The organism is Bacillus velezensis (assembly GCF_001461825.1).
Lineage (GTDB): Bacteria > Bacillota > Bacilli > Bacillales > Bacillaceae > Bacillus > Bacillus velezensis.
Window position 1 is genome coordinate 206451 of sequence record NZ_LLZC01000018.1, and the last position, 24928, is coordinate 231378.

Sequence of the window (24928 nt, forward strand, 5' to 3'; positions counted from 1 at the left end):
TTATTTTAAAATGGGTTCTTTTTATTACTTTCAGATAAAGATCCCATAACACTAGTACTTAACTTTTAGTGATTGATTTTGTAAGGTACATGAAATTAATGGGAATTTTTTCGAGTTGAGTCTTTCATATGGTTGTTTACTACAGAAGCTATTTTCATGAAGTTTATAAAATCTTCTGTTGAAAATTGATCCAGTCTACTCAATATTTTTCCATATTCTATTCGATCAAGTTCTTTGTGATACTTATAAGCTTGTTTCCCTTTTTCCGACAATTCTATGATAACTTCTCGGCTATTGGTTGGATTTTTATATTTTATAACCAACCCTTTTTTTAATAATTTATCCACCATTTGAGAAATGGCACCTTTTGTTTTATTGGTAAGCTTCACAAGATGCGAAGGACTAACTTTCACATTTTCTCCAATTAAATCAATGGTATGTGCTTCAACCATATATAGTTCATCTTCTGTTCCATATTTTCGAGGTATGTTTTCGTATGCGCTCGTGTTACGAGAGAGTTCATAAATAGATTCTAGTAGCTCATTAAAAATTTCTTCTCTTGTCTTCATACATTTCACCTGGTATCACTTTAGTTATTTATTCCTCAGTATAGCATACCTATTTACTCTTAATTGAACATGAACAACATAGCCCATATTTAATCTTTGACGGTAAGCCAGATTTAAGACCCCATACTCAAATTGACTCCTGAAAGTTTAGGTGCTAAACTGTTAGGAGTCAATTTGAGATTTAATTACTCATTTAGAAAGGATATGGTAAAGATATGTCTTTCAAACAATTTAGCATCTTACTATTGCTGGCTAGCCTTTTTGGTGCATCATTTTTATTCATCAAAATAGCTTCACCTTCATTAGGCCCTTTATTTCTTATTGAAAGCCGTGTAGGAATTGCAGCTATCTCTCTTATTATTTTTGCACGATTACTAAAACAAAAAATAGAAATCAAGTACAAATGGAAAGAGTTAATGATTCTGGGTGCCATTAATGCAGCCATTCCATTCGTTTTAATTGCTTACGCTGAGTTAAACCTTTCCGCGTCACTTGCTGCTATTATTAATTCTACAACTCCCTTGTTTTCCGTAATCATATCTATTTTATGGCTTAAAGAAGGTAAAAATATGCGTACTTTCCTTGGTATTATTATGGGGTGCATAGGAGTAGGAATCCTGGTTGGTTGGAGTCCTATTCAACTAAATGTAAAGGTTATATTATCAATAGTAGCTATTTCTTTAGCAGCTTTATTCTATGGAATAGGAGGAGTATATAGTAAAAGAGCTTTTCAAGATATGAAATCTTTTGATTTAGCTATTGGACAGCAATTAGGAGCAAGTATTGTTTTACTGCCTTTTGCACTCCTTGATATGCCTAACAAGTTACCAAGTATAGGTGTGACTATTTCAGTTTTAGGATTAGCCGTATTTTCTACAAGTGTTGCTTATCTTCTCTATTTTTATCTGATAAAAAATATAGGTCCAACTAAAACCGTTAGTGTAACCCTATTGGTACCCATATTCGGTATAATCTGGGGTGTTTTATTTTTAGATGAACGAACTTCCTTGAGTACTTATATAGGCTTATCGGTAGTATTAATGAGTATACTCTTAGTGTCTAATACAAAGCAGAAAGTATCTAATATACCCGAACAAGTAGTTAAATAGAGAAACTCTTCTTAATTAAATGGGGTGCTAGATCCCTAACTGATAGAAGAGTGACTTATATGCTATTGACTCTTTAGTTACTCTATTCTTCATAATGAGAAAGGAAATCTGAAATCAAAATTTGTAAATTGTTTATTTTAACCAGGTAAATTAACATAAGTTAAAAGAAAGAGCGATTAAACCATTTCATAGCAAAATGGGTAGTAGAGAACTAAACTCTGTGATATTATTACTTAATATTCAGAATATAAAGACGAGTGAAACGAGGGTATAATGATGGAGAAAAAACATTCATTAGGGTTTGAAACAATTGCTCTTCATGGAGGACAAGTACCTGACCCCACTACAAATTCTAGAGCAGTCCCTATTTATCAAACAAGCTCATATATCTTTAACGACACAGATCATGCTGCAGATTTGTTTTCTTTAAAAGAACCCGGAAATATTTATACACGAATCATGAATCCTACTCATGATGTTTTTGAGCAACGTGTTGCCCTAATGGAAGGCGGCGTAGGGGCATTAGCAACTTCATCGGGACAGTCAGCTATTACATATTCTATTTTGAATATTGCAGAAGCAGGAGATGAAATTATCGCTTCCAGCAGCCTGTATGGGGGGACCTATACTTTATTTGCTCATACTTTTCCAAAGCTAGGAATCAAATTTCACTTTGTTGATGTAGACGATCCAGCTCAATTTCAAGAAAAAATGAATGACAAAACAAAAGCTGTGTTTATAGAAACGATTGGAAATCCTCGAATTAATATTGCGGATATTCAAGCAATTGCCGATATTGCACATGCAAATAATGTTCCGCTTATCGTTGATAATACATTTGCCTCCCCATATTTATGCAGGCCAATTGAGTATGGAGCAGACATTGTGGTTCATTCAGCTACCAAATTTATTGGCGGCCATGGAACCTCTATCGGCGGTGTTATTGTAGATTCTGGAAAATTTAATTGGGCGAACGGAAAATTTTCAGGTTTGTCAGAACCAGATCTAAGTTATCATGGGTTAGTTTATACAGATGCACTGGGATCGCTAGCTTATATTACAAAAGCACGCGTTACGTTGCTTAGAGACATTGGAGCTTCCGCTTCGCCATTCAATACATTTATGTTTCTTCAGGGATTAGAAACTCTTCCTCTGCGGATGGAGCGCCATGTAGAAAATGCCCTTAAGGTTGCACAATTTTTAGAAAAACATCCCCATGTCTCATGGGTTAATTATCCAGGCCTTGCATCAAACCCTTATCACGAACTTGCCCAAAAGTATTTGCCAAAAGGAGCAGGATCCATTTTCACATTTGGTATTAAAGGCGGGGTGGAAGAAGGGAAGAAATTTATTAACAGCGTGAAGATTTTCAGTCATTTGGCGAATGTTGGCGATGCGAAATCACTGGTTATTCATCCTGCCAGCACGACCCATCAACAGCTGGATGAAGAAAGTCAGGTAAAAGCCGGTGTTACTCCGGATATGATTCGTCTTTCTATTGGTATTGAAACGATTGATGATATTCTTTACGATTTAGACAACGCTCTCCAAGCCAGTCAGCAATAACAATACCTGCAGCTCCTCGCAAAATAAATCCTCCTAAACCATTTGATAAACAAATTTCATATAATTGATTAATAGAACTATATGCTATGGTTTACAAATGGTTAAAACTAATTGACAACAGAATTGATGAATTTTTTTGTCAAGTTTTAAGCGTAATAAAAAGCCGCTGTGACAGCGGCTTCGGGGTTACTTCGTTAAGCTTTTTGTGATGTAGTCGAGCTGGCCTTCAAGTGAGATCGGGTCTGAGAAATAGAAGCCGATCGGATCAATGCGGTAGACATGGTTTTGTTTGACGGCATCGAGGTTCTTCCAGATTGAGCTGTCAAGCACGCCTTTGTCGTCACCGCCGGCCTGCCATGGCCCCATAAAGATGTAGTCTCCCGCGAAGTCAGGCAGTTTCTCGAGTGAAATGCTGGCGTAGCCCGGCCCTTGATTAATGGCTTTTTCCTGCGTCAGTTTTGTGGCCTTCAGCCCGAGTTTGTCATAAATGATGCTTCCGCCGCGGCCGAAGTCTTTACCGAATACATAGATGTCTTTTCCGTTTGTCTGCATGATGGAGATGGTTTTTGAGCCGACCGCTTTTTGAACCTTTGTTTTAGCGGCAGCGGTTTTCTTATCCCATTCAGTCAGCCATTTGTCTGCTTTATCTTCAGTGCCTGTCATTTTCGCAAACTCTTTGAATTGATCAATGTTGCTGAGCTTGTCATATTTAATGGCGATTGTCGGCGCGATTTTTTCCAGTTTTTCAATGTCGGCGCCTTGTGTCGTCCAGACAACGATTAAATCCGGCTTTAAGTCAATGATTTTTTCAACGGACGTGCCGTCGCCGATGTTTGTCACACCTTTTGTTTTCCCTTTGTAATAAGGGTTTTTAAATACGTTTTGCGGCGCGCCGACAACATTGATGCCGAGCTGTTTAAAGTCGCCGTAGTAGCCGTCAGCCATGACGACGACCCGTTTCGGGTGCTTCGGAATTTTAATATTGCCGTTTTCGGCTTTATACGTGATGGTTTCTTCTTTTTCAGAAGAACCTTTCGTGTCTGAAGAATTGCCGCATGCGGCCAAAGCGGCGATGAGCAGCACGGCAATCAGCGCTGCGCCGATTTTCTTGTATGTATGGAACATCTGACATTCCTTCTTTCATAAAAATTATTGATAAAGAGAATCATTATCAGTGTGATTATATCACTGCTTTCATAGAGAAGCACGCTCTTTTTAAAGAAAAACTTTCTTTTTTTATATGAAATTAGGTCTATTAAAAGAGAAGATAAAAGTGCTATACTGAAACAAGTCATTGATAATCATTATCATTACCATTCTTGTTTTGAGAAAGGAAGAACGAGTGTTGGGTCTATTGAAAAAGAAACAGACAATGACGGCTCAAGGGGCATCAGGGAGTGAAATCCAGTGGACGGCGCGTTCATTCCGGGCTGCTGTGCTGCTGTGTGCCGGTATTGCGGTTTTATTGATCGGCGCGGCTCTGTCTGTTTCCATCGGAGCTGCCGATATTCATCTGCGGACGGTGTGGGATGCTCTCTTTCACTTTCAGCCGCAAAATACATCTCATCAAATCATACGCGATCTGAGGCTGCCGAGAACTGCCGCCGCCGCGCTCGTCGGGGCTTTTTTAGCTGTGTCCGGGGCGATTATGCAGGGGCTGACGCGGAACCCGCTTGCTGAGCCTTCCATTATGGGCGTGACGTCGGGGTCAGGATTTGCGATCGCATTGGCATTTGCTTTTTTTCCGGGGCTGTCTGCGGCGGGACTTGTTTTGTGGTCCTTTGCGGGAGCGGGAATCGGAGCGCTTATTGTGTTTGGCATCGGCCTGTTTTCAAAAGGCGGTCTGACACCGGTGAAGCTCGCGCTGGCCGGTACGGCAGTCGGCTATTTCTTAACGGGGCTTTCAAGCGCGATTGCGATCCGTTTTGATGTCGCCCAGGATGTGAAGTTCTGGTATGCCGGAGGAGTTGCTTCCGTGAAATGGGAAGGCGTGCAGCTGCTTTTGGCGGTCGGGGTTATCGGGCTTTTGCTGGCATTTCTGATTGCGCGCTCAGTGACGGTGCTGAGCTTGGGTGAGGAACTGGCCAAAGGGCTCGGGCAGTACACATCGCTTGTGAAAGTAATCGGAATGTTTGTCGTTGTCCTCTTGACGGGGGCTTCAGTCTCAGTCGCCGGAGCCATTTCTTTTATCGGCTTGGTGATTCCGCATATCACCCGGTTTTTAGTCGGGGTAGATTACAGGTGGATCATTCCCTGTTCGGCGGTATTCGGCGCCGTTCTGTTAGTCTTCAGTGATATTGCCGCAAGACTCGTCAATGCGCCGTTTGAAACACCGGTCGGCGCTTTAACCGCCCTTATCGGCGTTCCCTTTTTCTTTTATTTGGCGCGCAGGGAAAGGAGAGGGCTGTAATGAATGTAAAATCGAAAAAACCGCTGGCGGTCATGGCCGTTACGTTTTTGCTCATATGCATCGTCTTTTTTATCAGTTTAAACATGGGGGTGATCCGGATTGCGCCTCTTGATACGCTGCGTGTCTTTTTCGGACAGGGGGATGCCCGGGATCAGCTCGTTTTATTTGAATTCAGACTGCCGCGCATGGTGCTGTCATTGCTGGTCGGCGCCGGAATCGCGGTTTCAGGCGCGATTTTTCAAAGCGTGTCTCAAAATGACTTGGCGGAGCCGGGCATTCTCGGTATTAACGCCGGAGCGTCTTTGGCGGTCGTTCTGTTTATCTTCTTTTTCCAAGGATCAGCTGTTGATTTAAGCATGGCCGGTACATGGCTGCTTCCGGTGAGCGCTTTGGCGGGGGCTTTTCTGGCTGCGCTGCTCATCTATGTTCTGGCTTGGAAAAAAGGCGTTTCACCTGTCCGGCTCGTTTTGGTCGGGATCGGCGTCAATGCGGGGTTTAATGCGCTTCTCTTGATTTTTCAGCTGAAAATGGACCCGCGGGATTTCATGCAGGCGCTTGTATGGATTTCCGGTTCGATTTGGAACGCCAATTGGAAAATGGTGCTGTCCATTTTGCCGTGGCTGCTGGTTCTTTTACCGTTCAGCCTCTATAAAGCCAGGTATTTAAATGTGCTTCAGCTCGGTGATCAGCTGGCGGCGGGGCTTGGCACCCGGGTTGAAAAGGAGCGGCGCGTTCTGCTGATGTCCGCCGTTGCCCTGACCGCGTCATGTGTTGCGGCAGCCGGCGGAATCGCTTTTCTCGGACTCATTGCACCGCATTTGGCCAGAAGGCTTACCGGGCCGCGCCACCAGACGCTTATCCCGGTTTCGGCTTTAATCGGAGCATTTTTATTTCTGCTTGCCGATACGCTGGCGAGAAATGTGCTTGCACCGTCCGAAATTCCCGTCGGCCTGGTGATTTCCGTGCTCGGAGCGCCGTATTTTGTATATTTACTGATGAAAACGAAATAGAGGAAGGAGGCTGCCGCGATGAACTCATTATCGGCGGAACAGCTTACTGTCGGTTATGGTGACCGTTTGATAGCGAAAGAATTGGATATCGCCATCCCGAAAGGAAAAATTACAACGCTGATCGGTCCGAACGGCTGCGGAAAATCGACGGTTCTCAAAACGATGTCAAGAATCATGAAACCGAAATCCGGCGCCGTCTATTTAAACGGACAGGCGATCATGCAAAAATCCACGAAGGACATCGCCAAGGAAATGGCAATTCTTCCGCAGACGCCTGAAGCGCCGAGCGGGCTGACGGTGTACGAACTTGTTTCTTACGGCAGGTTTCCGCATCAGTCCGGAATGGGCCGTTTGAGTGATAAAGACCGTGACATGATCAAATGGGCGCTTGAAGAGACGGGGATGGCCGAATTTTACGACCGGCCGATCGAAGCGCTTTCCGGGGGACAGCGGCAGCGTGTGTGGATCGCCATGGCGCTCGCTCAAGAAACGGAGCTGCTGCTTCTTGATGAACCGACCACTTATTTAGATCTCGCCCATCAGCTTGAAATTTTGCAGCTGCTGGACAAATTAAACAAGGAGCAGGGCCGCACCATTTTAATGGTCATTCATGATCTGAACCATGCCGCCCGTTTTTCCCATTACATGATCGCCCTGAAAAAAGGGCGCGTCATCAAGGAAGGAACGGCGGAGGAAGTCATGACTCCCGGCATATTGGAAGACGTTTTCCAAATTGACGCACAGATTGTAAAAGATCCGCGCACGAACAAACCGGTCTGCTTAACCTACGATTTAATCCGGCATGAAAACGCAACGGTATGATGAAAAAAAACGCAGAGCCATTCCGGCCTGCGTTTTTTTTATTGCGCCCGGGGCTGCTTTTGTCCGGAGACGCATTTATCCAAAACGAAAAAAACTCCCGCCACAATCAGCTCCTCCGTCGTTGACAGCCAAATCTTTTCAATCAGTTTATCCGTCGTATACGCGGTCATCCAGAGGAACAGCAGCTGAACGGTGCTGGCTAAAAGGAGAAAAGGCAGCCTGCCCGTCCCAAAAAAGGTAAAGCTATGTATCATCAGCCGCTCAAGCGGTTCAAAACATAAACCGAGAAGAATAAAAAGCACGGAAAAAAGCAGGACGTACGCCATCGATCCGTAGCTCGTCCCGGCTAATGAAAATACAGCCATCATCACGATAAAATACCCGAATAATACGGCAGCGGCTGCCAGGGCATACCGGAGCACCTGAAGAAATAACATTTTCGTCCCGTTTTGATTGATCATCTGTTCAGCTCCTTTTCACACAGAGGAGACTTGCAGAGACGGAACTCTGCAAGTCGATGTGTGTCTTCTTCAGCATTTCTTTTTGACGACAGGGTGTTTCTCTTTTGAAAGAATATCCGTAAAGTCTTTGCCCAGATCCAGATGCTGCTGGACGAATTTCTCAGGAAGCATGGCAAGCCATTGGTTCAGGGACACATCGGCATAGTGGTCATCCTTGAAGATTTCCAGGAAGACGAGCGGCTCATCTCCCAAATTTTCCACATAGTGGCCCATTGCGAACGGAACGTAACCGACATCCCCGGCCTGATAGTTAAATGTTCTTGCATGGCCGTCCGATGCAAAAACCGTCATCCGCCCTTTACCGGAAATATAATACTGCCATTCATGCGTGTTCGGATGCCAGTGCAGCTCTCTCATTGCGCCCGGTTCGACCACGACAAGCGCTGAAGCGATCGTTTTGGACACTTTGAAGTTTGTGGAATCCGCGATATATACTTTGCCGCCATCCGTCTCAGCAGTCGGGCCTTCATCCAGCAGGCGGTAAGTGAACGGATATGGCACTTCACCGTTCGGGCCTTCCACGATGTCATCTTTCAGCTTCCCGGGAACCGGCTCTTCAAAGATGTATTTTTCTTTCCCGGGCAGGCCGGCGAGGTCTTTTTCTGAAACCCCGAAGTTGTTGGCGATGACATCAAGCGGTGTGTGGGCAAGCCAGTCAGTCACTTGGAATGTGCTGTTTTCTGAGAAGGAACCGTCATCAAAAACCAAGAGGAATTCACAGCCTTCTTTCAGCGCCTGAATGGAGTGCGGCAGGCCTGACGGGAAGTACCACAGATCTCCTTCCTTCACGTCATCGATAAAACTGCGTCCCTGTTCATCAACAATCGTGACCCGCGCTTTGCCCGTCAGCATATATGCCCATTCCGCTTCTTTATGCCAGTGCAGCTCACGGATGGCGCCCGGTTTTAAACGCATGTTGACAGATGCCAGATTTTCAGAAATCGGCAGCTCGCGAACGGTCACCTCACGCGCGTATCCGCCCTTTTCCAGCCGATTGTGCACATCTGAGAAAGAGAATTTCATATTATCCACTGTGCCGTGATCCGTTTCCGGCGGCGTCAGCATATCCGGATTTTGGCGGTCTCTTTCAAGGTTGCGCGGTATCGTGACGGTCGCCCCTTTGTCTCCTCTGATCGGCTGCGGGATATTGCAGTTGTTTTCTTTTGACATGTAAATCGTCTCCTCTCAAGCTTTGTTTTTTCAGAAAGAGAATGTGAAAGGCCTTTCGTTTTCCCTTCTGCTTTGTTAAGTGATGCGTTCCGATGAAAAGTCAACTTCGTGTGAAAATTAATTTTTCATTTTCTGATCTTTCAGTTCCGTCATCAGTTCGATCAGGGCGTCAAACTTCTTCTCAAACCGTGTGAGAAGATACATGGCAATGAGAGCCGGAAAGCCGAGATTGCCGATCTGTCTGACCGTTTCTTCTATAAAAACCTGATCCATTATCAGCCACCTCCTGACTTGACCTGCAGTCATGTATATAAGTGAAAGAAAGAGCGGCTCCTGTAAACCTGATATCCCGGTTGAGGGTCTTTTTTTGTTCCGGCAAAACCGGGACATAAGGAATACGGAATCTTAGTCGGAAAGGAGTAGTTTACTTTTTTTTGCTTTCTTTCATTTAATTTAAATAGGGGGCGGTTTTATGGACTATCAAGTTCTTTTACGGTCAAAATGCAAGGAAATTATGAAACATCCGATCGTTAAACATTTTTTAAGTGACCCAAAGCATTACGAGAAATTTAAAAATGTGCTGGAACATTCAGACGAGAAGGATGCAAAATCATTGGATGACCATTTTAAGCAGTTTTATAAGGAAATCCGGATCATCAAATATATGAACTCTATGATCCGGATTTTCTCAATCGATTTTGACAAGCGCATCCGTAAAAATCAGAAGCGCTATCCGCTGACGGTGGATCAGCCGGAGGGAGGTGAAGCGCTTCCCTATGAAATGGGAAAAGACGCGTATGAAGAGTTTCTGCGGAAGCAGGGGGATTTGAGCCAGCATGTCCAAAACCGTGATTTATACGAAGCGCTTCAGACGTTAACCGATAAGCAAAAAAGCGTGCTGACGAATATTTATCTTCACGGAGCGACGATGAAGGAGATTGCCGAGTCGCTGGGTGAATCACGGCAGAACATTTCTAATATTCATAAAAAAGGGCTCGATAATCTCAGAAAGCATCTGGACAAGCAAAAAAAGGGGGAAAATAAGCAGTGAACGGGCCATTTGACTTCAGCAAAGAGAACACAGATACCGACGAAATGGAACTTTTGATTTCGCGTTTTTCGCCAATGATAAAAAAAAAACTGAGCAATACATCATACCAGGAAAGAGAAGATCTTGAACAAGAATTGAAGATTAAAATAGTTGAAAAAGCGGACATGCTGTTATGCCAGGACGTGCCGGGTTTTTGGGAATTTATTCTTCATCTTATAAATGAAAGCTCCTGACAAAAGCGGCGGAATGATGGATATTCCGCTCTGACAACGTGAGAAAAACGAGAAGAGATGTCCGGTCTCGTTTTTCTTTTCTGTTTCCCCGCAAGACCTCCGCACTAAAAAAGTACCAAATCTTATCCATATAATGATATGATGAAAAAAACAAAGAGAAAGGAACGTCCAAGTGGAAAATGCGTCAATTTTAATTGTAGACGATGAGAAGGCGATCGTTGATATGGTCAAACGCGTTCTCGTCAAAGAAGGCTATCACAACATTAAGACAGCCGGAAGCGCTGAGGAAGCGATCGAGTTTGTTAAACATGAAACCGCGGATCTGCTCGTGCTGGATGTGATGATGGAAGGCATGTCCGGTTTTGAAGCATGCACCGAAATCCGGAATTATACCGACGCTCCGATCTTTTTTCTGACTGCCCGTTCTTCTGATGCGGATAAGCTGTCAGGATTTGCATTGGGAGCTGACGATTATATAACAAAGCCGTTTAATCCGCTCGAATTGGCGGCGCGGATCAGGGCGACGTTAAAGAGAACCTATAAGCGCGAAGAGAAAACGGCGGTAAAGACGTATTCATACAGCCATTTTTCCTATTCACCGCAAAACGCCGAGCTGATCGTCGGGGGCGAGCCCGTCAGCTGCTCCGCACAGCTTCTGCAGCTGCTTCAATATTTCTGTGAACACCCTGATGTGGTGCTCTCAAAAGATCAGATCTATGAAAAAGTATGGGGATATCCGTCTTACGGCGACAACAACACCGTCATGGTGCATATCCGCAAGCTCAGAGAAAAGATTGAAAAAGACCCCAGCAATCCGTCCTATATTGTAACGGTGCGCGGCCTCGGTTATCGGTTTATTCCCGATCAAGGAGAAAAAGGAACCCGCTCATGAGAATGCGCGGAAAATTTCTGCTCCACTTTTTCGGACAGCTGCTGCTTGTCATCCTGCTGATGTCCGTTTTGGCCGTCGCTTCTTTCTTCTATTTGGATTGGCGTTTCAGCGAAGCGGAAGCCAATGCGGGACTGACCAAAGCGACGGCAGACTCGTTTGAAGCGTGGCTTGATAAAAATGAAGACGGCACATGGGATGTCGATGAGTTTTTAAAGATGTCGGTCAGAAAGCAGAAGGGCTGGCTGCAGATCATTAATGACAATGAAAAAACGGACTACGCGTACAGAGTGCCGAAAGACGTCCCGAGCCATTACAGCAGAAAAGACCTCTTATCCATTTATCAGTACCGGAATTTTGACAACTACAAGCTGAATTACTGGACGGTCACGATAAATGATGAGACCTATTTGATTCTGTTCGGCTGGAAATCCGCCAGTGAGCAGCTTCTCACTTACATCGAATCACAGGAGCCATCCCTCGCTTCCCTTTCTCAATATAAAAAAAGCACGATTGATTATATTAAACGGGAAAAAGGGGCGGTCTACCTTCTCGAAGACAGCGGCAGACTGCTCGGGGATATCAACAGCACGAAAAAAGAACGGAACACCGTCAATGAGCTTGAATTGCTGAAATACAGTTCCAAGCCGTGGAATTACAAACGGGAAATTTCTTTTAAAAGACTCGATAAAACGAAATGGATGGTCGCGTCGGTGCCGAACCCCGTGTACATCCCCGATCACGAGTTTAACAAATCATTTTTGAGAAATGTGTTGAAAACCCTCTTCCTCTTGATCGGAATCCTGGTATTTATGATCTGCATCCTGACCATCTGGTACTCTTTCCGTTTCGGCTGGCCGCTGTTTCATACCATCAAATGGCTCGTCAATTTATCAAAGGGCCGGCTTGAAGAGCCGAAGAACCGCAAAGGACAGCCTGTCAGCAAAAACAAAAAAGGCAAAACAAAGCAGCCGTTCCGCTTTTTCGCCGAGATTTTCGAATCGATGGATCAGCTGACCGACACGCTGAAGCGGGATAAGAAAAACAGAGAAAAAATCCAGGCGACAAGGGAAGAATGGATCGCCGGGCTGAGCCATGACTTAAAAACCCCGCTGAGCACGATTTACGGCTACAGCATGATGCTTGAATCGAAGCAATACGACTGGACCCCGGAAGAAGTCAAAGAAATGGGGCAGATCGTCCGGGAAAAATCAGAATATATGTCCAAGCTGATTGAGGACTTAAACTTAACATACCGCCTCAAAAACGCGGCCCTCCCGATCGAACGGCGGCTGATCAACGTCGTGCCGTTTATCAGAAACGTCACGAACGATTTCACGAAAAATACGTTCTCGGAAGGCTATGACATCGCCTTTGAAACCAAAAAGGAAGACATTCTTTTCGCCATTGATGAAGCGTGGTTCCGCCGTATTCTGGAGAATCTGCTGGCAAACGCGGTTAAGCATAATAAGAAAGGGACCGCCATTCGGGTCGTGCTTGAGGAATCAGCCGAACAGCTCATTCTGAAGGTGAAAGATAACGGAAGAGGAATGGACGACGAAACGATTCACCAGCTGTTTAACCGTTATTACCGGGGAACGAATACGAAGGGGCCGTCAGAAGGAACGGGACTCGGGCTCGCCATTGCCAAAGAGCTGGTACACCTTCATAACGGAACCATCCATGTCAACAGCAGAATCAGCGCCGGAACGGTGATTACGATTCTTTTTAAAAAAGATTGAGTTTGGACGCCGCTTTGTCGGGAATAACAATAGAAGACTGACAAGCAAAAGAGGTGTTCACACATGGAAGCAGCATTACGAGCAGATACGAGAGCGGTTATCGGAGAAGGCCCTTTATGGGACAAGGACAAGCAATGCCTGTACTGGGTGGATATACTGGGCAGCCAGCTCCATATCTTCACTCCGGCTGACGGAATCAACCGTTCCGTTAAATTCAAATCATTTGTCACAGCTCTGGCCTTGTATTCAAAGGAAGAGCTGGTGATGACGATGAAAGACGGTTTTTACCTGTACAATCTTCGGGAAGATACATTGACGAAGATGAAGCAGCCGAGAGACATGCGGGAAGATATCCGTTTCAATGACGCAAAATGCGACCCGTCCGGCAGATTATGGGCGGGAACGACGAGCATGGAAGGCAAAGAAGAGGAGGCTTCGCTGTACCGTCTGAATACGGACGGCAGCCTTGCCAAAATAAAAGACCAGGTCTCCACCTCGAACGGTTTGGATTGGGATCGGGACCGAAACTTGATGTACTATATCGACACTCCGACGCAGGAAATCGTCTGTTATGCATACGATCCTGAAACCAGAGCCGTATCAGATCCGAAAACGGTCTACCGCTTTCCGGAGTCGCAAGGATCTCCCGACGGAATGACCATTGACCGTGACGGAATGCTGTGGGTGGCTCTGTTCGGAGGCGGCCGTGCCGTCCGGATTGACCCGTTTTTGCATAAGGAAATTGCATCTATCGAAGTTCCGGCGAAATACGTCACCTGCTGCGCGTTCGGAGGCAGAGACTTGAACACGTTATACATTACGACCGCAACGGAAAAATTGACGGAAGCCGAAAGACTTGAGCAGCCGCATGCGGGCGGCCTGTTTTCAGCAGAGCTTGAGACGGGCGGCTGGGAGCCGGTTCCGTTTGCAGGCATGATGTAAAAAAAGCCCTGGCATATGGGGAAGTTCCCATTGTGCCGGGCTTTTTTGTGTTAAATGGAGCGGATGATGCCGCCTTCAACCCGCTGTGCGGTGCCGTTAATGGCAGAAGCCGCTGATGAAGCGAGAAATACAATCGTATTGGCGACTTCTTCCGGGGTTGCATAGCGCTGAATCAATGATGTCGGTTCATTCACTTTAAAATAATCCCGGACGAAGCTGTCCGTGTCTTCTCCGGCAGCCTTTGCGGCTCCTTCCATGTAAGAAGCGACGCCTTCGGTCCATGTCGGTCCCGGCAGCACGGAGTTGACCGTGACATTTGTGCCTTTCGTCATTTCCGCCATTCCCCGGGACAAGCTGATTAACGCCGTTTTCGTCATTGAATACGGAATCATTTGCGCAAGCGGTTTGACTCCGGCTTCACTGGAGATGTTCAGAATCCGTCCGCTGTTTCTTTCGAGCATTTGCGGCAGAAAACGCCGGCACAGGCGCACGGCGCTCATAACATTCACTTCAAAATACCGAGTCCATTCGTCATCAGACACCTCAGCGAAGTCCTTTACTTCAAAAAAACCGAGATTATTGACGAGAATATCGACTTCCCCGATTCCGCCGGCGCGCTTGATCAAGTCATCCGCCTCATCCTGACGCGATAAATCCGCAGCGATGCCGTGAACCGTTCCGTAAGCGGTAAGCTCCTCAACCGTCCGTTCCACAGTTTCTTTTTTTCTTCCGTTTACAATCACCTCGGCGCCTTCGGCTAAAAAGCTTTTTGCCGCGGCTTTTCCGATGCCTGAAGTTGATCCTGTAATCAACACGAGCTTTCGTTCAAGCTGTAATTCCATGATAATCCTCCTTTTTACACCATTGTGTAACAGTATACATGATGAATTTTAGTGTGTACGAACAATTTGCTTTCATGCAAAAAGGCCGGATATACAAGCCTTAAAGACTTATAGTATAATTACTGCGAAAAAAGGATACGAATGTCAAAGAGACAACCGTTTACCATAATCAGGGGGAGTTAAAAGAATGAAGAAGATCACTGCCGTCTGGGCGACGCTCTTGGTCACCGCCTTTGTGATCGCCGGCTGTTCCGGCGCACAGGAAGAAGGAAGCGCGGCCAAACAAAAAGCCGTCTCAACCGAAGCATTCCCGGTAACCATTAAGGATGCCGCGAACGAAAAAGTAACCATAAAGCAGGCACCGGAAAAAATCGTTTCCCTCATGCCGAGCAATACGGAAATTACATACGCGCTCGGACTGGGAGATAAGGTCGCAGGCGTCACGACAAATGATACATATCCGAAAGAAGCGGTAAAAAAACCGAAAGTCGGAGATATGAATGTGAACGCTGAAAAAGTCATCGCGCTGAAGCCGGATCTCGTGCTTGCCCACGCGTCCTCTATGTCCGCTTCCGCCGATGCGATGAAGCAACTGAAAGATGCGGGCATCACCGTCTTAACGGTCAATGATGCGCAATCGTTCCAAGACGTGTACAAATCAATCAGCATGATCGGAAAAGCGGCCGGCAAAGAAAAGCAGGCGGATAAGCTGATCAAATCGATGAAATCCGACCTTTCCGGCATAGAAAAGAAAGCGGCGGCCATTTCTGAAAAAGACGAAAAGAAAGTATTCGTCGAAGTGTCTCCTGACGGCTACACGACGGGGAAAGGCACGTTTATGAACGAAATGCTTAAAGATATACACGCGAAAAACGCCGCCGGCAGCCAGACCGGCTGGGTGCAATTGACGGATGAAGCAATTGTCAAAATGAATCCGGACGTCATCATTACGACAGACGGCGTAAAGGCCGCTGAAGTGGAAAAACGCGCCGGCTGGGGTGCCGTCAATGCGGTCAAACACCACAATGTCTATTCTGTTGATCCTGACCTTGTCACACGCTCAGGCCCGCGCCTTGTCAAAGGGGTCGAGAAGCTTGCAGAAAGCGTTTATCCTGAAACGTTTAAAAAGTAACCGCCCGCTGGCCTACACGGTCAGCCTGCTGTTTTTAGCCGTTTGTACGGCACTCGGCATTTCAATCGGCAGTCTGCATATTCCTTTATCCGACGTTTTTTGGATCGGGATCGGCCGGACATCCTCGGCTGACCCTATGAATGTAAATATTATGATGAATATCCGCCTGCCGAGAGTCGTTCTGGCTGCCCTTGTCGGAGCCGCGTTATCCATTGCGGGAGCGGCGTTTCAGGGACTTCTGAAAAATCCGCTCGCCGACCCTTATACACTCGGGGTATCTTCGGGAGCCTCGGCGGGAGCCGTTATCACCTTGTTTTTCGGCATTCAGATACCCGTCATCGGCCGGTTCACACTACCGGTTGTCAGCATCGCCGCAGCCATTGCGGTCATGGCGGCGGTTCTGTTTTTCAGCCGCCTCGTTCATGCGTCGATGTCGGTTTCGACGCTCATTTTGACAGGCATCATCATGAATTCTTTTCTCGGAGCTCTCATTTCGCTTGTGATCGCTTTAACGGGCAATGATCTGCTCCCGATTGTCCGCTGGCTGTTAGGAAGCGTGTCAATGAGGGGCTGGGGCTATGTCGCGCTGTTTCTGCCTTTTTTTCTGGCCGGGACGGCGCTTCTGCTTATCAATGGCAAAGAATTAAACATTATGACTTATGGAGAAGAAAAGGCAAGGCTGTTAGGCGTCAGTACGGGAAAAAGAAAACTGCTGATGATCGCCGCCGGATCTCTGCTGACGGGAGGAGCGGTTGCCGTCTCGGGGACGATCGGATTTGTCGGCCTTGTCATACCCCACGTGACACGGCTCTTATGGGGAACGGATCATCGCCATTTACTGCCGCTGTCAGCATTGACGGGCGCCGGGTTTCTCATTTTGGCGGATTTGTTTTCCCGCACCGTCATTGAGCCTGTCGAATTGCCGATCGGCATTATGACGGCTTTGGCGGGAGCACCTGTATTTGCCTTGATTCTGCTTCGCCAGCATCATGGAGGGAAACGCTTATGATCAGGGTGAGCAGCCTGTCCGGCGGGTACGGAGGCCGGATGATTGTGGAAGATGTCAGCTTTACCGCCGAAAAAGGTGAATTTGTCGGCATACTCGGTCCGAACGGCTCGGGAAAAACAACGCTGATGAAATTGCTGACGGGAATGCTCTCTCCGTCAAAAGGCGAGGCGCTCGTCGCAGGCAGGCCCGTCGGCGGATACAAGCCGCGGGAGCTTGCGAAAATCATGGCCGTTTTGCCGCAGCATACGGAGCAAGCTTTTACATTTACCGTTAAGGAAACAGTGTCCTTCGGCAGATACCCGTATCAAAAAGGACTCTTCAGACAGATGGATCAACATGATGAAGACATTGTCCGGGAAGCGATGGAAATGACGGGCATCGACCGATATGCGCAGCAATCCGTCCGCAATCTGAGCGGCGGGGAGCGGCAGCGCGTCTATCTGGCGCAGGCGCTGGCTCAGCAGCCTGAGGTGCTGTGTCTGGATGAGCCGACGACCTTTCTTGATCTCAAATATCAGAAAGACCTGCTTGATACGGTGAAGCGGCTGACGAGAGAAAGAGGCCTGACGGTCATCAGTATTTTTCACGACCTAAACGCCGCAGGCCAATATTGTGATCAGCTCCTGATGATGAAAGACGGACGCGCTTTTCCGAAGCAGACGCCGGATCAGGCTTTGAAAAAAGAGACGATTGAAGACATTTACGGCATCACTGTCAGCGCTGTTGCCCAGCAATCGTCGCCGAAACCGCTGATCGCTTTCATGCCGGAAGCGCGGGAGGAAAGAGAGCCTGTCAACGTTCCGTTCGCCTCTCTGATAAACAAAAGCGGAAATACCGTAACGCTTCATACAGAACGGCCGTTCAGAATGTTGACAACCGCATCTGACGGCCCGGGATTTTCGTGGAGCCGCCGGCTTTCCGGCTCAGCGGCCGCTGGTTTGATCTGCCGTACGTTTGATTCGGTCACAATTGCGGTGACTGCGCAGCATACCGTTTGGGTGCTGATCAGCGGACGTTTATCGGAACAGGGATTTGTACGGCTGTTAACGGCAGCGGCAGAAGCGAGAATGCAGGCTCTTTCCGGCAGACAGGCAAAAGGCGACATTGTCATTTGTGCCTTGCAGACAGGAGAGGCGATGGACGTCCCTCAAGCGGAAAGAGCCGTCAGAAGAGGAACCGCGGCATGTGTAAAAGCGGCGGAAGAAGGAGGAATACAACGATGAAGCTGTATACGAAAACCGGCGATAAAGGACAGACAAGCCTGATCGGCGGCAGAACGGATAAAGACAATCTGCGGGTTGAAAGCTACGGGACGATTGATGAGCTGAACAGCTTTATCGGGCTTGCGCTTGCGGAGCTTGATGATTGTGAGAATTGCGGTGATGTGAAAGCCGAACTCCGAAACATTCAGCATGAGCTGTTTGACTGCGGCGGCGACTTGGCGACGGTCACTGAACATAGAAGCTATACATTAAGAGAGACATCTATTTCCGCATTGGAAGACTGCATAGACCGTTACACGGCTGAAGCGCCCCCGCTTGAGAAATTTATTCTTCCGGGCGGGCATAAGGCGGCTGCTCAGCTTCACATCGCGCGGACCGTCACGAGACGGGCTGAGCGTCTCGTCGTGAAACTGGGCAAAACAGAAGAGATAAACGATACGGTGATGCGTTACTTGAACCGCCTGTCTGATTATTTTTTCGCGGCGGCAAGAGCGATTAACGCAAGACAGGGCGTTCAGGATATAGAGTATGAAAGAAGCGCCGCGGTATTCCGTGATGATGAATAACGTTTTGTTCAGCCGGCAGCAGCAAGCCGGCTGTTTTTTTATAGAGATATCCATCAATTGAACCTTTATTGACAGGAGGAAAATGTATCTTATGCATTATTGACTGAAAAATTAAAAAATGAGATATTATAAGAAACATTGTAAAATAATGGGGGATTTGATAGATGGATACATATAATAAGAGCGAGAGCATCTGGAATAAAAATTTCACCCTTCTGTTTATCTCAAGGCTGGTTAAATTGTCAGGCGACGGTTTTGCCTTTAATTCCATTCTGTGGTTTTTGATTTTTGACGGGGAAGGCGCGATCGGCACGTCCCTGTTAATTGCGGTCACGTTCCTTCCGGAGGCGATGCTGGCGCCGATTACCGGGCCTTTTATGAAGCAGCATACGCTGAAATTCTGGATGTATTTCTCCGACCTCACGCGCGCGGCGGTCGTGCTGATTATTCCGATCTGTTATTTTAACGGTTTTTCTCCTTTATGGTTTGTCATGCTTCTCATGATTGTGCATTCAGCCACGGGAGCCGCTTATAATCCTGCATCCATCTCGTTAATCCCCAATATTGTCAGAGAAAACAGCCTGCAGAAAGCGAATGCGGTCATCCAGTCATCAGGCCAGATCGTCAGGCTTGCCGCCATTACGCTGAGCGGGGTGTTCTTAACATTTATCAGTCCCGCTTATTCTTTGTTTATCGCTCTTATATTCTATCTTCTATCAGGTTTTCTCGTACTCTTTATGTCATACCAAGTCCGGCATGCCAAACAGGATACCGTCGCCGTCAGACAGCGCGGGACGTATTTCGGAAGGCTCAAACGGGGTTTCGTTCTTGTCAGGAAACACCAGATTTTATACCCGCTCGCCATCTATTGTATCTTCATGAATTTTGCGGCCGCTCCGTGGGAGGCGCTCTCTGCCGTTTATGTCGCCGAAGATTTAAACATGCCGCCGATCATCTACTCGCTTTTGAAAGCGACAGGAACGGGCGGAGCCTTTTTAATGGGTTTTATTTTGGCTAAGGTGAAGGTGAACAAATACGGTCTCCTGTTTGTGTCAGCGGGAATCATAGAAGGAGCGGCATTTTTTATCACCGGCCTCAACACTTTTCTGCCGCTCGTCTTCCTCGCCGCGTTTGCGTTCGGATCTGCCGTCAGCGCGATTAATGTGCCGGAATATACGATTATTCAGACGTCTGTGGACCATGATGACCAGCCGCAAGTCTATGCTGTCATCCATATGATTTCAAACATATCCATTCCGCTCGGCGCGGTTCTTTGCGGATATGCGGCTAACGCCTTCGGTCCCGGAAAAGTCATTGCCGCCGGCGGTCTCGTTGAAGTCCTGTCCGGTCTCGGAATATTGTTCTTTACGAAGCTGGCCAAAGCCGAACGCTCAGATCTCATCAGGGAAAAAGAAGCGAGCATCAGAATATAGATTTTTCGTAAAACGCCCTGCGCCGTCCGGTGCAGCGGCGTTTTTTTTATGCGAAGGTCCGGGGGCTTATACGACTCCGGTCTGATATGAAAATCAATCTCTGACTCGTTTTGCCGGCCGCGGGATTTGTTTATAGTAAAGACAAGGAAAACGAAAGGAGGATCTGCATGAATATAAATGGTAAAACGGCAGGCGGCTTTCTGCTGATTGTGTTCGGACTTTCTGTCTTTTTCGGAGGAGGCCATTTCGCATTTATCATCCCGCTGGCGATCGGAGGCCTGATGCTTTACTGGGGAATCAAACGTTTTTCAAAAGGCCGGGCGGTATCGGGTATCATCGCGGGCGTCATCGGAGCTATGATTCTCGTCGGTTCTCTTCCATTTATCGTTGCGATCGGACTGGCCGGCGCCATGGTGTATTTCGGGTGGAAGATGATGAAGCAGGGCGGCTCAGACACCGCTTCCCGCCAGTATGAACCGGAAGCGGCATCACCGGGCTATCAATCCGGATTTGACTCTGAATGGGAAGAATTTCTGAAGAAAAAATAAGGAGGAAGACAAAATGGTCTTAAAAAGAATAAGAAATATGTTCGTCGCATCTGTTAACGAAGGGCTTGATAAATTAGAAAATCCGAAAGTCATGCTGAATCAATATGTGCGTGATATGGAAAGTGACATCGCCAAGGCGAAACAAACGATTGTCAAACAGCACACGATCGTTCATCAGTTTAAGAAAAAACAGGAAGACGCCTCCGAAACGGCGGCAAAACGGAAAAACCAGGCTCAGCTTGCTTTTGACGCCGGGGAAGAGGAGCTAGCGAAAAAGGCGCTGACTGAAATGAAATACCTTGAGGGAAAAGCGGCCGAACATGAAAAAGCGTATGAGCAGGCGAAAACACAGCTGGCAGAGCTGAAAGAGCAACTGGAAACTTTAGAAACGCGCCTCCGCGACGTAAAGGATAAAAAACAGGCGCTCATCGCCCGCGCGAACGCGGCAAATGCGAAGGAACATATGAACGCTTCTTTCGACAAAATTGACAGCGAAAGCGCCTACAGAGAGTTCCTTCGAATGGAAAGCCGCATTGAAGAAATGGAAGTCCGTGTCAAATACGGTACTTCAGCTGAGGCGAACACAGAATACAGCCGCTCCCAATATTCAGATGAGGTGGAAGCTGAGATTGAAAAAATGCGCTCGCTTTCTCTGGAAAAAACAGAGCGTCAAAAAGCGGCTCATGAATAATGTGCACAAGGGAAGATCGGCGCGTTTACGCCTCTTCCCTATACGCACGTATCAATTCTCCGGCTTTTCCTTTATAATAAAATGAATGAAAAAGGATGGAACGTAATGAAGCGTAAGATTGCCAAAGGACTGATGGCGGCGTCCGTTCTGATCTGCTGTCTGTTTTTGGTGAAAGAAGTGTTTGCTGGGCGTTTTTTTCCGCTGTACGAAACAGAAGCGGAATCGGCAAGCATACCGCCGCGTGCCGTCAACAGCCTGTCGGTTTCATCGGAACAGACGGATGTGAAAATCATCGCGGAAGCGCGGAATGATATCGCGGCAAACATGACGGGACCGGCGGGGAAAATGTTTGTCCAAAACAGGGGAAAGACCCTCAATCTTAAAGCGAAGGAGAAAGGATTCCAATTTCTGAATCTCTTTCAGCGCCCTCTGCTGATTGTCCGCATTCCGTATGATTATCATCGGGACATCACCGTCCATACATCAAACGGCAGCATTGCCGTTGACGGAAACAAGGGGCTGTCTCTTGCGCACCTCGGCGTCCGTTCTGTAAGCGGGAATATGTCGCTGAAGCACGTGAAGACGGATGTGTTTGAAGCGAAGGGGCTGTCGGGCAATCTCACAGCAGCAGGCCTTGCGGCAAAAACGGGGGATGTCCGCTTATCCTCGGGACATGTCGGGCTTCAACATGTGGTGGGGGCCCTTGACGTGCGGGTCGCTTCCGGCAGTGTCGATGCCTCGCTTGAGACGGCGGATGCTCCCGTATCCGTCAGGCTTGCGAGCGGCAGCGCAGCGATCAGCCTGCCGAAAGACGGAAGTTTTACGGTGAACGCCGAGACGGCAAGCGGAAGGATTCAGCCGTCTTATTCCTTTGAGAAAACGAGTAAGGAAGGCGGGGCATTTACCGGCATGAAAGGCAGCGGCGCCAGGCCGATTGATATAAAGGTGACGAGCGGCAATATTGCACTGCAATAGTCAAGGAAAGGAGGGGCAAGCAGCTGATGGCAAAAAAACAGATTCTCGGACTTATCATCGCCTTATTAGGCGTCAGCATGTTTTTGCGTATTATCGGCATCGGCGACTTCTTGTTTTGGCCGCTCTTTTTTCTGATCACAGGCTATATTTTTAATAAATATTCCCGCGGCTGGCTCGGCTCCGTCCTCTATATCTTCGCCGCTTTTTTATTTTTGAGAAACCTGTTCAGCGCCACCTTTAACCTGTTCGGCTATGCCTTCGCCGCCTTTCTCATCTACGCGGGCTACAGGCTCCTGAAAGGAAAGCGCGTGTATGAACATAAAGAGAAGAAAATCAATCTTGAAAAAGAAGAGCAGCCAAAGCCTTCCGCCCAGACGGAAAGCAGACAGCCGGACCTCCGCAGCTTTTTTATCGGCGAGCTCCGGATGATGAAGGACCCGTTTGAGCTGAATGATTTAAATGTTTCCGGATTCATCGGCGATGTGAAAATTGATTTGTCAAAAGCGATGATTCCCGAAGGAGAAAGTACGATGACCATCAGCGGTGTCATCGGCAATGTTGATGTGTACGTCCCGCCGGATATCGAAGTGTCCGTCAGTTCATCGGCTTTTATCGGCGATATGAACCTGCTCGGCTCTAAGAAAAGCGGCATGAGCCCGAATCTGTATAAAGTATCGTCTGAGTACGGCGACTCGCCGCGGCGGATTAAAATTTCAATTTCGTTATTCATCGGCGATGTGGATGTGAAGTATTTATGAGGAAAAAATTACTCGCCAATATTCAGTGGCGCGCCATGCGGATGACCGCGGGACTCAGTCTGCTCCTTTGCGCGGTGTTTATTACGCTGATGCTGCTGTATTACGGGCTTGATCCGATGCTGCTGTTTTCTTCCGGCTGGTTCGGTATTCCGTTTGTGGTCATCCTGCTTTTGGCGTCTCTTTCGGCGGGATTGATTTCCGGTTATGTATACGGCGGCCGCCTGAAAACAAGAATGGATACACTGATTGAAGCGGTTTTGAAATTTGAAAACGGCAATTTTGCTTATCGGGTGCCGCCGCTCGGCGATGATGAAATCGGTCTGGCGGCAGATCAGCTCAACGAAATGGCCAAGCGGGTCGAGCTCCAGGTCACATCGCTGCAAAAGCTCTCCAACGAACGGGCGGAATGGCAGGATCAAATGAAAAAATCGGTCATCACTGAAGAACGCCAGCGGCTGGCGCGCGATCTGCACGATGCCGTCAGCCAGCAGCTCTTTGCCATTTCTATGATGACATCCGCCGTTTTAGAGCAGGTGAAAGATGCGGATGACAAAATCGTCAAACGGATTCGCATGGTTGAACATATGGCGGGGGAAGCGCAAAACGAGATGAGAGCGCTGCTATTGCATTTGCGGCCCGTCACTTTAGAAGGAAAAGGCTTAAAAGAAGGGCTGATTGAGCTGTTAAAAGAGTTCAAAGCGAAGCAGCCGCTGGATATTGAGTGGGACATCAGCGATACGGGTGTGTCAAAAGGCGTTGAAGATCATCTGTTCCGCATCGTGCAGGAGGCGCTTTCCAACGTTTTCAGACATTCAAAGGCGACCAAGGTCACCGTCAGGCTCGGCGCGAAACATCAAAAACTTCAGCTTAAAGTCATTGATAATGGGGCGGGTTTTACGATGGATCAAGTGAAAGCATCCTCATACGGCCTGCATTCCATCAAGGAAAGAGCGAGTGAAATCGGCGGCATAGCGGAAATTATCTCCGTAAAGGGAAAAGGCACGCAGATCGACGTGAAAGTCCCGATTTATCAGAAAACAAAAGGAGAGAACGACAGTGATTCGAGTGTTGCTGATTGATGATCATGAAATGGTCAGGATGGGTCTGGCCGCATTTTTAGAATCACAGCCGGACATTGAAGTCGCCGGTGAAGCATCAGACGGGCAGCAGGGCGTCGATCTGGCCGCAGAGCTTTTGCCGGATGTGATTTTAATGGACCTTGTCATGGACGGCATGGACGGCATCGAAGCGACAAAACAGATCTGCGCGAAACTCAATGACCCGAAAATCATCGTGCTGACGAGCTTTATTGATGACGACAAAGTGTATCCGGTGATCGAAGCGGGAGCGCTCAGCTATTTGCTGAAAACGTCCAAGGCGGCAGAAATAGCCGAAGCCATCAGAGCGGCTGCCAAGGGCGAACCGAAGCTTGAATCGAAGGTGGCGGGAAAAGTGCTGTCAAGGCTGCGCCATTCAGAGAATCAGCTTCCGCATGAAACGCTGACAAAAAGAGAACTGGAAATCCTCTGTCTCGTCGCGGAAGGCAAGACGAATAAAGAGATTGGTGAAGAGCTGTTCATTACGATTAAAACGGTAAAAACCCACGTTACGAATATATTGTCAAAGCTTGATGTCAGTGACCGCACGCAGGCAGCCGTATATGCCCACCGCAATCATCTCGTGACATAAGAAAAGGAGAGCGGCGCCAGCACACTCT

At 47.5% G+C, this 24928-nt stretch carries 27 protein-coding genes; 21 read left to right on the plus strand and 6 right to left on the minus strand.

Features of this window, described 5'->3' with window-relative positions; all coding sequences use genetic code 11:
- Window positions 1-95: 95 nt before the first annotated feature.
- Window positions 96-569 (minus strand): MarR family winged helix-turn-helix transcriptional regulator, encoded by a 474-nt coding sequence (locus tag AR442_RS09695; RefSeq protein WP_038461595.1) that lies wholly within the window; start codon window positions 567-569, stop codon window positions 96-98.
- A gap of 215 nt (window positions 570-784) precedes the next feature.
- On the opposite strand from AR442_RS09695, the gene AR442_RS09700 reads away from it, so the two are divergent.
- Window positions 785-1678 (plus strand): DMT family transporter, encoded by an 894-nt coding sequence (locus tag AR442_RS09700; protein WP_053285166.1) that lies wholly within the window; start codon window positions 785-787, stop codon window positions 1676-1678.
- A gap of 276 nt (window positions 1679-1954) precedes the next feature.
- Window positions 1955-3244: a homocysteine synthase gene (locus AR442_RS09705; protein ID WP_053285167.1), complete on the plus strand. Its 1290-nt coding sequence runs from the start codon at window positions 1955-1957 to the stop codon at window positions 3242-3244.
- Between the two features lie 186 nt (window positions 3245-3430).
- On the opposite strand, the gene AR442_RS09710 is transcribed toward AR442_RS09705, so the two are convergent.
- On the minus strand, window positions 3431-4369 hold the full coding sequence (locus AR442_RS09710) for an iron-hydroxamate ABC transporter substrate-binding protein (protein ID WP_014418864.1): 939 nt from the start codon (window positions 4367-4369) through the stop codon (window positions 3431-3433).
- A 247-nt stretch (window positions 4370-4616) separates the two neighbouring features.
- Here AR442_RS09710 and AR442_RS09715 point away from each other — a divergent pair, with 247 nt between their 5' ends.
- The 3 genes from AR442_RS09715 to AR442_RS09725 are packed head-to-tail and all read left to right on the plus strand — an operon-like array spanning window position 4617 to window position 7486.
- Window positions 4617-5654 (plus strand): FecCD family ABC transporter permease, encoded by a 1038-nt coding sequence (locus tag AR442_RS09715; protein ID WP_029973587.1) that lies wholly within the window; start codon window positions 4617-4619, stop codon window positions 5652-5654.
- Complete coding sequence (locus AR442_RS09720; protein ID WP_014418863.1) at window positions 5654-6664, plus strand: FecCD family ABC transporter permease; 1011 nt, start codon at window positions 5654-5656, stop codon at window positions 6662-6664. The genes AR442_RS09715 and AR442_RS09720 overlap by 1 nt, the downstream gene beginning before the upstream one ends.
- A gap of 18 nt (window positions 6665-6682) precedes the next feature.
- Window positions 6683-7486 (plus strand): ABC transporter ATP-binding protein, encoded by an 804-nt coding sequence (locus AR442_RS09725; RefSeq protein ID WP_007613715.1) that lies wholly within the window; start codon window positions 6683-6685, stop codon window positions 7484-7486.
- A gap of 38 nt (window positions 7487-7524) precedes the next feature.
- On the opposite strand, the gene AR442_RS09730 is transcribed toward AR442_RS09725, so the two are convergent.
- The 3 genes from AR442_RS09730 to AR442_RS19950 all read right to left on the minus strand — a co-directional run bounded on the left by AR442_RS09730 (window position 7525) and on the right by AR442_RS19950 (window position 9450).
- Window positions 7525-7947 carry a regulatory YrvL family protein gene (locus AR442_RS09730; protein ID WP_014418861.1) on the minus strand — a complete coding sequence of 141 codons (423 nt, stop codon included), beginning with the start codon at window positions 7945-7947 and terminating at the stop codon, window positions 7525-7527.
- 69 nt (window positions 7948-8016) lie between these two features.
- Complete coding sequence (locus AR442_RS09735) at window positions 8017-9177, minus strand: oxalate decarboxylase family bicupin (protein ID WP_007410043.1); 1161 nt, start codon at window positions 9175-9177, stop codon at window positions 8017-8019.
- A 117-nt stretch (window positions 9178-9294) separates the two neighbouring features.
- Window positions 9295-9450, minus strand: a complete 156-nt coding sequence (locus AR442_RS19950) for a YvrJ family protein (RefSeq protein ID WP_014418860.1) — start codon at window positions 9448-9450, stop codon at window positions 9295-9297.
- Window positions 9451-9691: 241 nt separating this feature from the next.
- Here AR442_RS19950 and AR442_RS09740 point away from each other — a divergent pair, with 241 nt between their 5' ends.
- The 5 genes from AR442_RS09740 (at window position 9692) to AR442_RS09760 (ending at window position 14034) form a co-directional block, all read left to right on the plus strand.
- Window positions 9692-10228, plus strand: coding sequence for a sigma-70 family RNA polymerase sigma factor (locus tag AR442_RS09740; RefSeq protein ID WP_088056565.1), 537 nt, complete (start codon window positions 9692-9694; stop codon window positions 10226-10228).
- A complete protein-coding gene (rsoA, locus tag AR442_RS09745; protein WP_014418858.1) occupies window positions 10225-10461 on the plus strand; it encodes a sigma-O factor regulator RsoA in 237 nt (78 codons plus the stop codon). The genes AR442_RS09740 and rsoA overlap by 4 nt, the downstream gene beginning before the upstream one ends.
- Window positions 10462-10633: 172 nt before the next feature.
- The gene (locus tag AR442_RS09750; RefSeq protein WP_003151779.1) at window positions 10634-11353 is read left to right on the plus strand and encodes a response regulator transcription factor; all 720 of its coding nucleotides are present in this window, start codon (window positions 10634-10636) and stop codon (window positions 11351-11353) included.
- Complete coding sequence (locus AR442_RS09755; protein ID WP_053285168.1) at window positions 11350-13092, plus strand: HAMP domain-containing sensor histidine kinase; 1743 nt, start codon at window positions 11350-11352, stop codon at window positions 13090-13092. The genes AR442_RS09750 and AR442_RS09755 overlap by 4 nt, the downstream gene beginning before the upstream one ends.
- Window positions 13093-13155: 63 nt before the next feature.
- Entirely contained in the window at window positions 13156-14034 is an 879-nt protein-coding gene (locus AR442_RS09760) for an SMP-30/gluconolactonase/LRE family protein (RefSeq protein ID WP_053285169.1), read from the plus strand.
- A 50-nt stretch (window positions 14035-14084) separates the two neighbouring features.
- Here the strand turns inward: AR442_RS09760 and AR442_RS09765 are convergent, their stop codons facing one another.
- Window positions 14085-14876: an SDR family NAD(P)-dependent oxidoreductase gene (locus AR442_RS09765; protein WP_053285170.1), complete on the minus strand. Its 792-nt coding sequence runs from the start codon at window positions 14874-14876 to the stop codon at window positions 14085-14087.
- A 187-nt stretch (window positions 14877-15063) separates the two neighbouring features.
- On the opposite strand from AR442_RS09765, the gene AR442_RS09770 reads away from it, so the two are divergent.
- From AR442_RS09770 to liaR, 11 genes are all read left to right on the plus strand, one after another.
- Window positions 15064-16008: an ABC transporter substrate-binding protein gene (locus AR442_RS09770; protein ID WP_053285171.1), complete on the plus strand. Its 945-nt coding sequence runs from the start codon at window positions 15064-15066 to the stop codon at window positions 16006-16008.
- Window positions 15971-17017, plus strand: coding sequence for a FecCD family ABC transporter permease (locus AR442_RS09775; RefSeq protein ID WP_014721787.1), 1047 nt, complete (start codon window positions 15971-15973; stop codon window positions 17015-17017). The genes AR442_RS09770 and AR442_RS09775 overlap by 38 nt, the downstream gene beginning before the upstream one ends.
- Window positions 17014-18240: an ABC transporter ATP-binding protein gene (locus AR442_RS09780; RefSeq protein WP_053285172.1), complete on the plus strand. Its 1227-nt coding sequence runs from the start codon at window positions 17014-17016 to the stop codon at window positions 18238-18240. Before AR442_RS09775 ends, AR442_RS09780 begins: the two co-directional genes overlap by 4 nt.
- The gene (locus tag AR442_RS09785) at window positions 18237-18806 is read left to right on the plus strand and encodes a cob(I)yrinic acid a,c-diamide adenosyltransferase (RefSeq protein WP_053285173.1); all 570 of its coding nucleotides are present in this window, start codon (window positions 18237-18239) and stop codon (window positions 18804-18806) included. The genes AR442_RS09780 and AR442_RS09785 overlap by 4 nt, the downstream gene beginning before the upstream one ends.
- A 164-nt stretch (window positions 18807-18970) precedes the next feature.
- Entirely contained in the window at window positions 18971-20239 is a 1269-nt protein-coding gene (locus AR442_RS09790; protein ID WP_014418851.1) for an MFS transporter, read from the plus strand.
- Window positions 20240-20406: 167 nt separating this feature from the next.
- A complete protein-coding gene (locus AR442_RS09795) occupies window positions 20407-20787 on the plus strand; it encodes a protein liaI (RefSeq protein ID WP_007410056.1) in 381 nt (126 codons plus the stop codon).
- Window positions 20788-20800: 13 nt separating this feature from the next.
- Window positions 20801-21478, plus strand: a complete 678-nt coding sequence (gene liaH, locus AR442_RS09800; RefSeq protein WP_007410057.1) for a stress responsive protein LiaH — start codon at window positions 20801-20803, stop codon at window positions 21476-21478.
- A gap of 105 nt (window positions 21479-21583) precedes the next feature.
- Window positions 21584-22453: a LiaG family protein gene (gene liaG / locus AR442_RS09805; RefSeq protein WP_014418850.1), complete on the plus strand. Its 870-nt coding sequence runs from the start codon at window positions 21584-21586 to the stop codon at window positions 22451-22453.
- Between the two features lie 26 nt (window positions 22454-22479).
- Window positions 22480-23211 carry a cell wall-active antibiotics response protein LiaF gene (liaF, locus tag AR442_RS09810; RefSeq protein ID WP_003151794.1) on the plus strand — a complete coding sequence of 244 codons (732 nt, stop codon included), beginning with the start codon at window positions 22480-22482 and terminating at the stop codon, window positions 23209-23211.
- The gene (gene liaS / locus AR442_RS09815) at window positions 23208-24290 is read left to right on the plus strand and encodes a two-component system sensor histidine kinase LiaS (RefSeq protein WP_014418849.1); all 1083 of its coding nucleotides are present in this window, start codon (window positions 23208-23210) and stop codon (window positions 24288-24290) included. Before liaF ends, liaS begins: the two co-directional genes overlap by 4 nt.
- Window positions 24268-24900: a two-component system response regulator LiaR gene (liaR, locus tag AR442_RS09820; RefSeq protein WP_014418848.1), complete on the plus strand. Its 633-nt coding sequence runs from the start codon at window positions 24268-24270 to the stop codon at window positions 24898-24900. Before liaS ends, liaR begins: the two co-directional genes overlap by 23 nt.
- Window positions 24901-24928 lie beyond the last annotated feature (28 nt).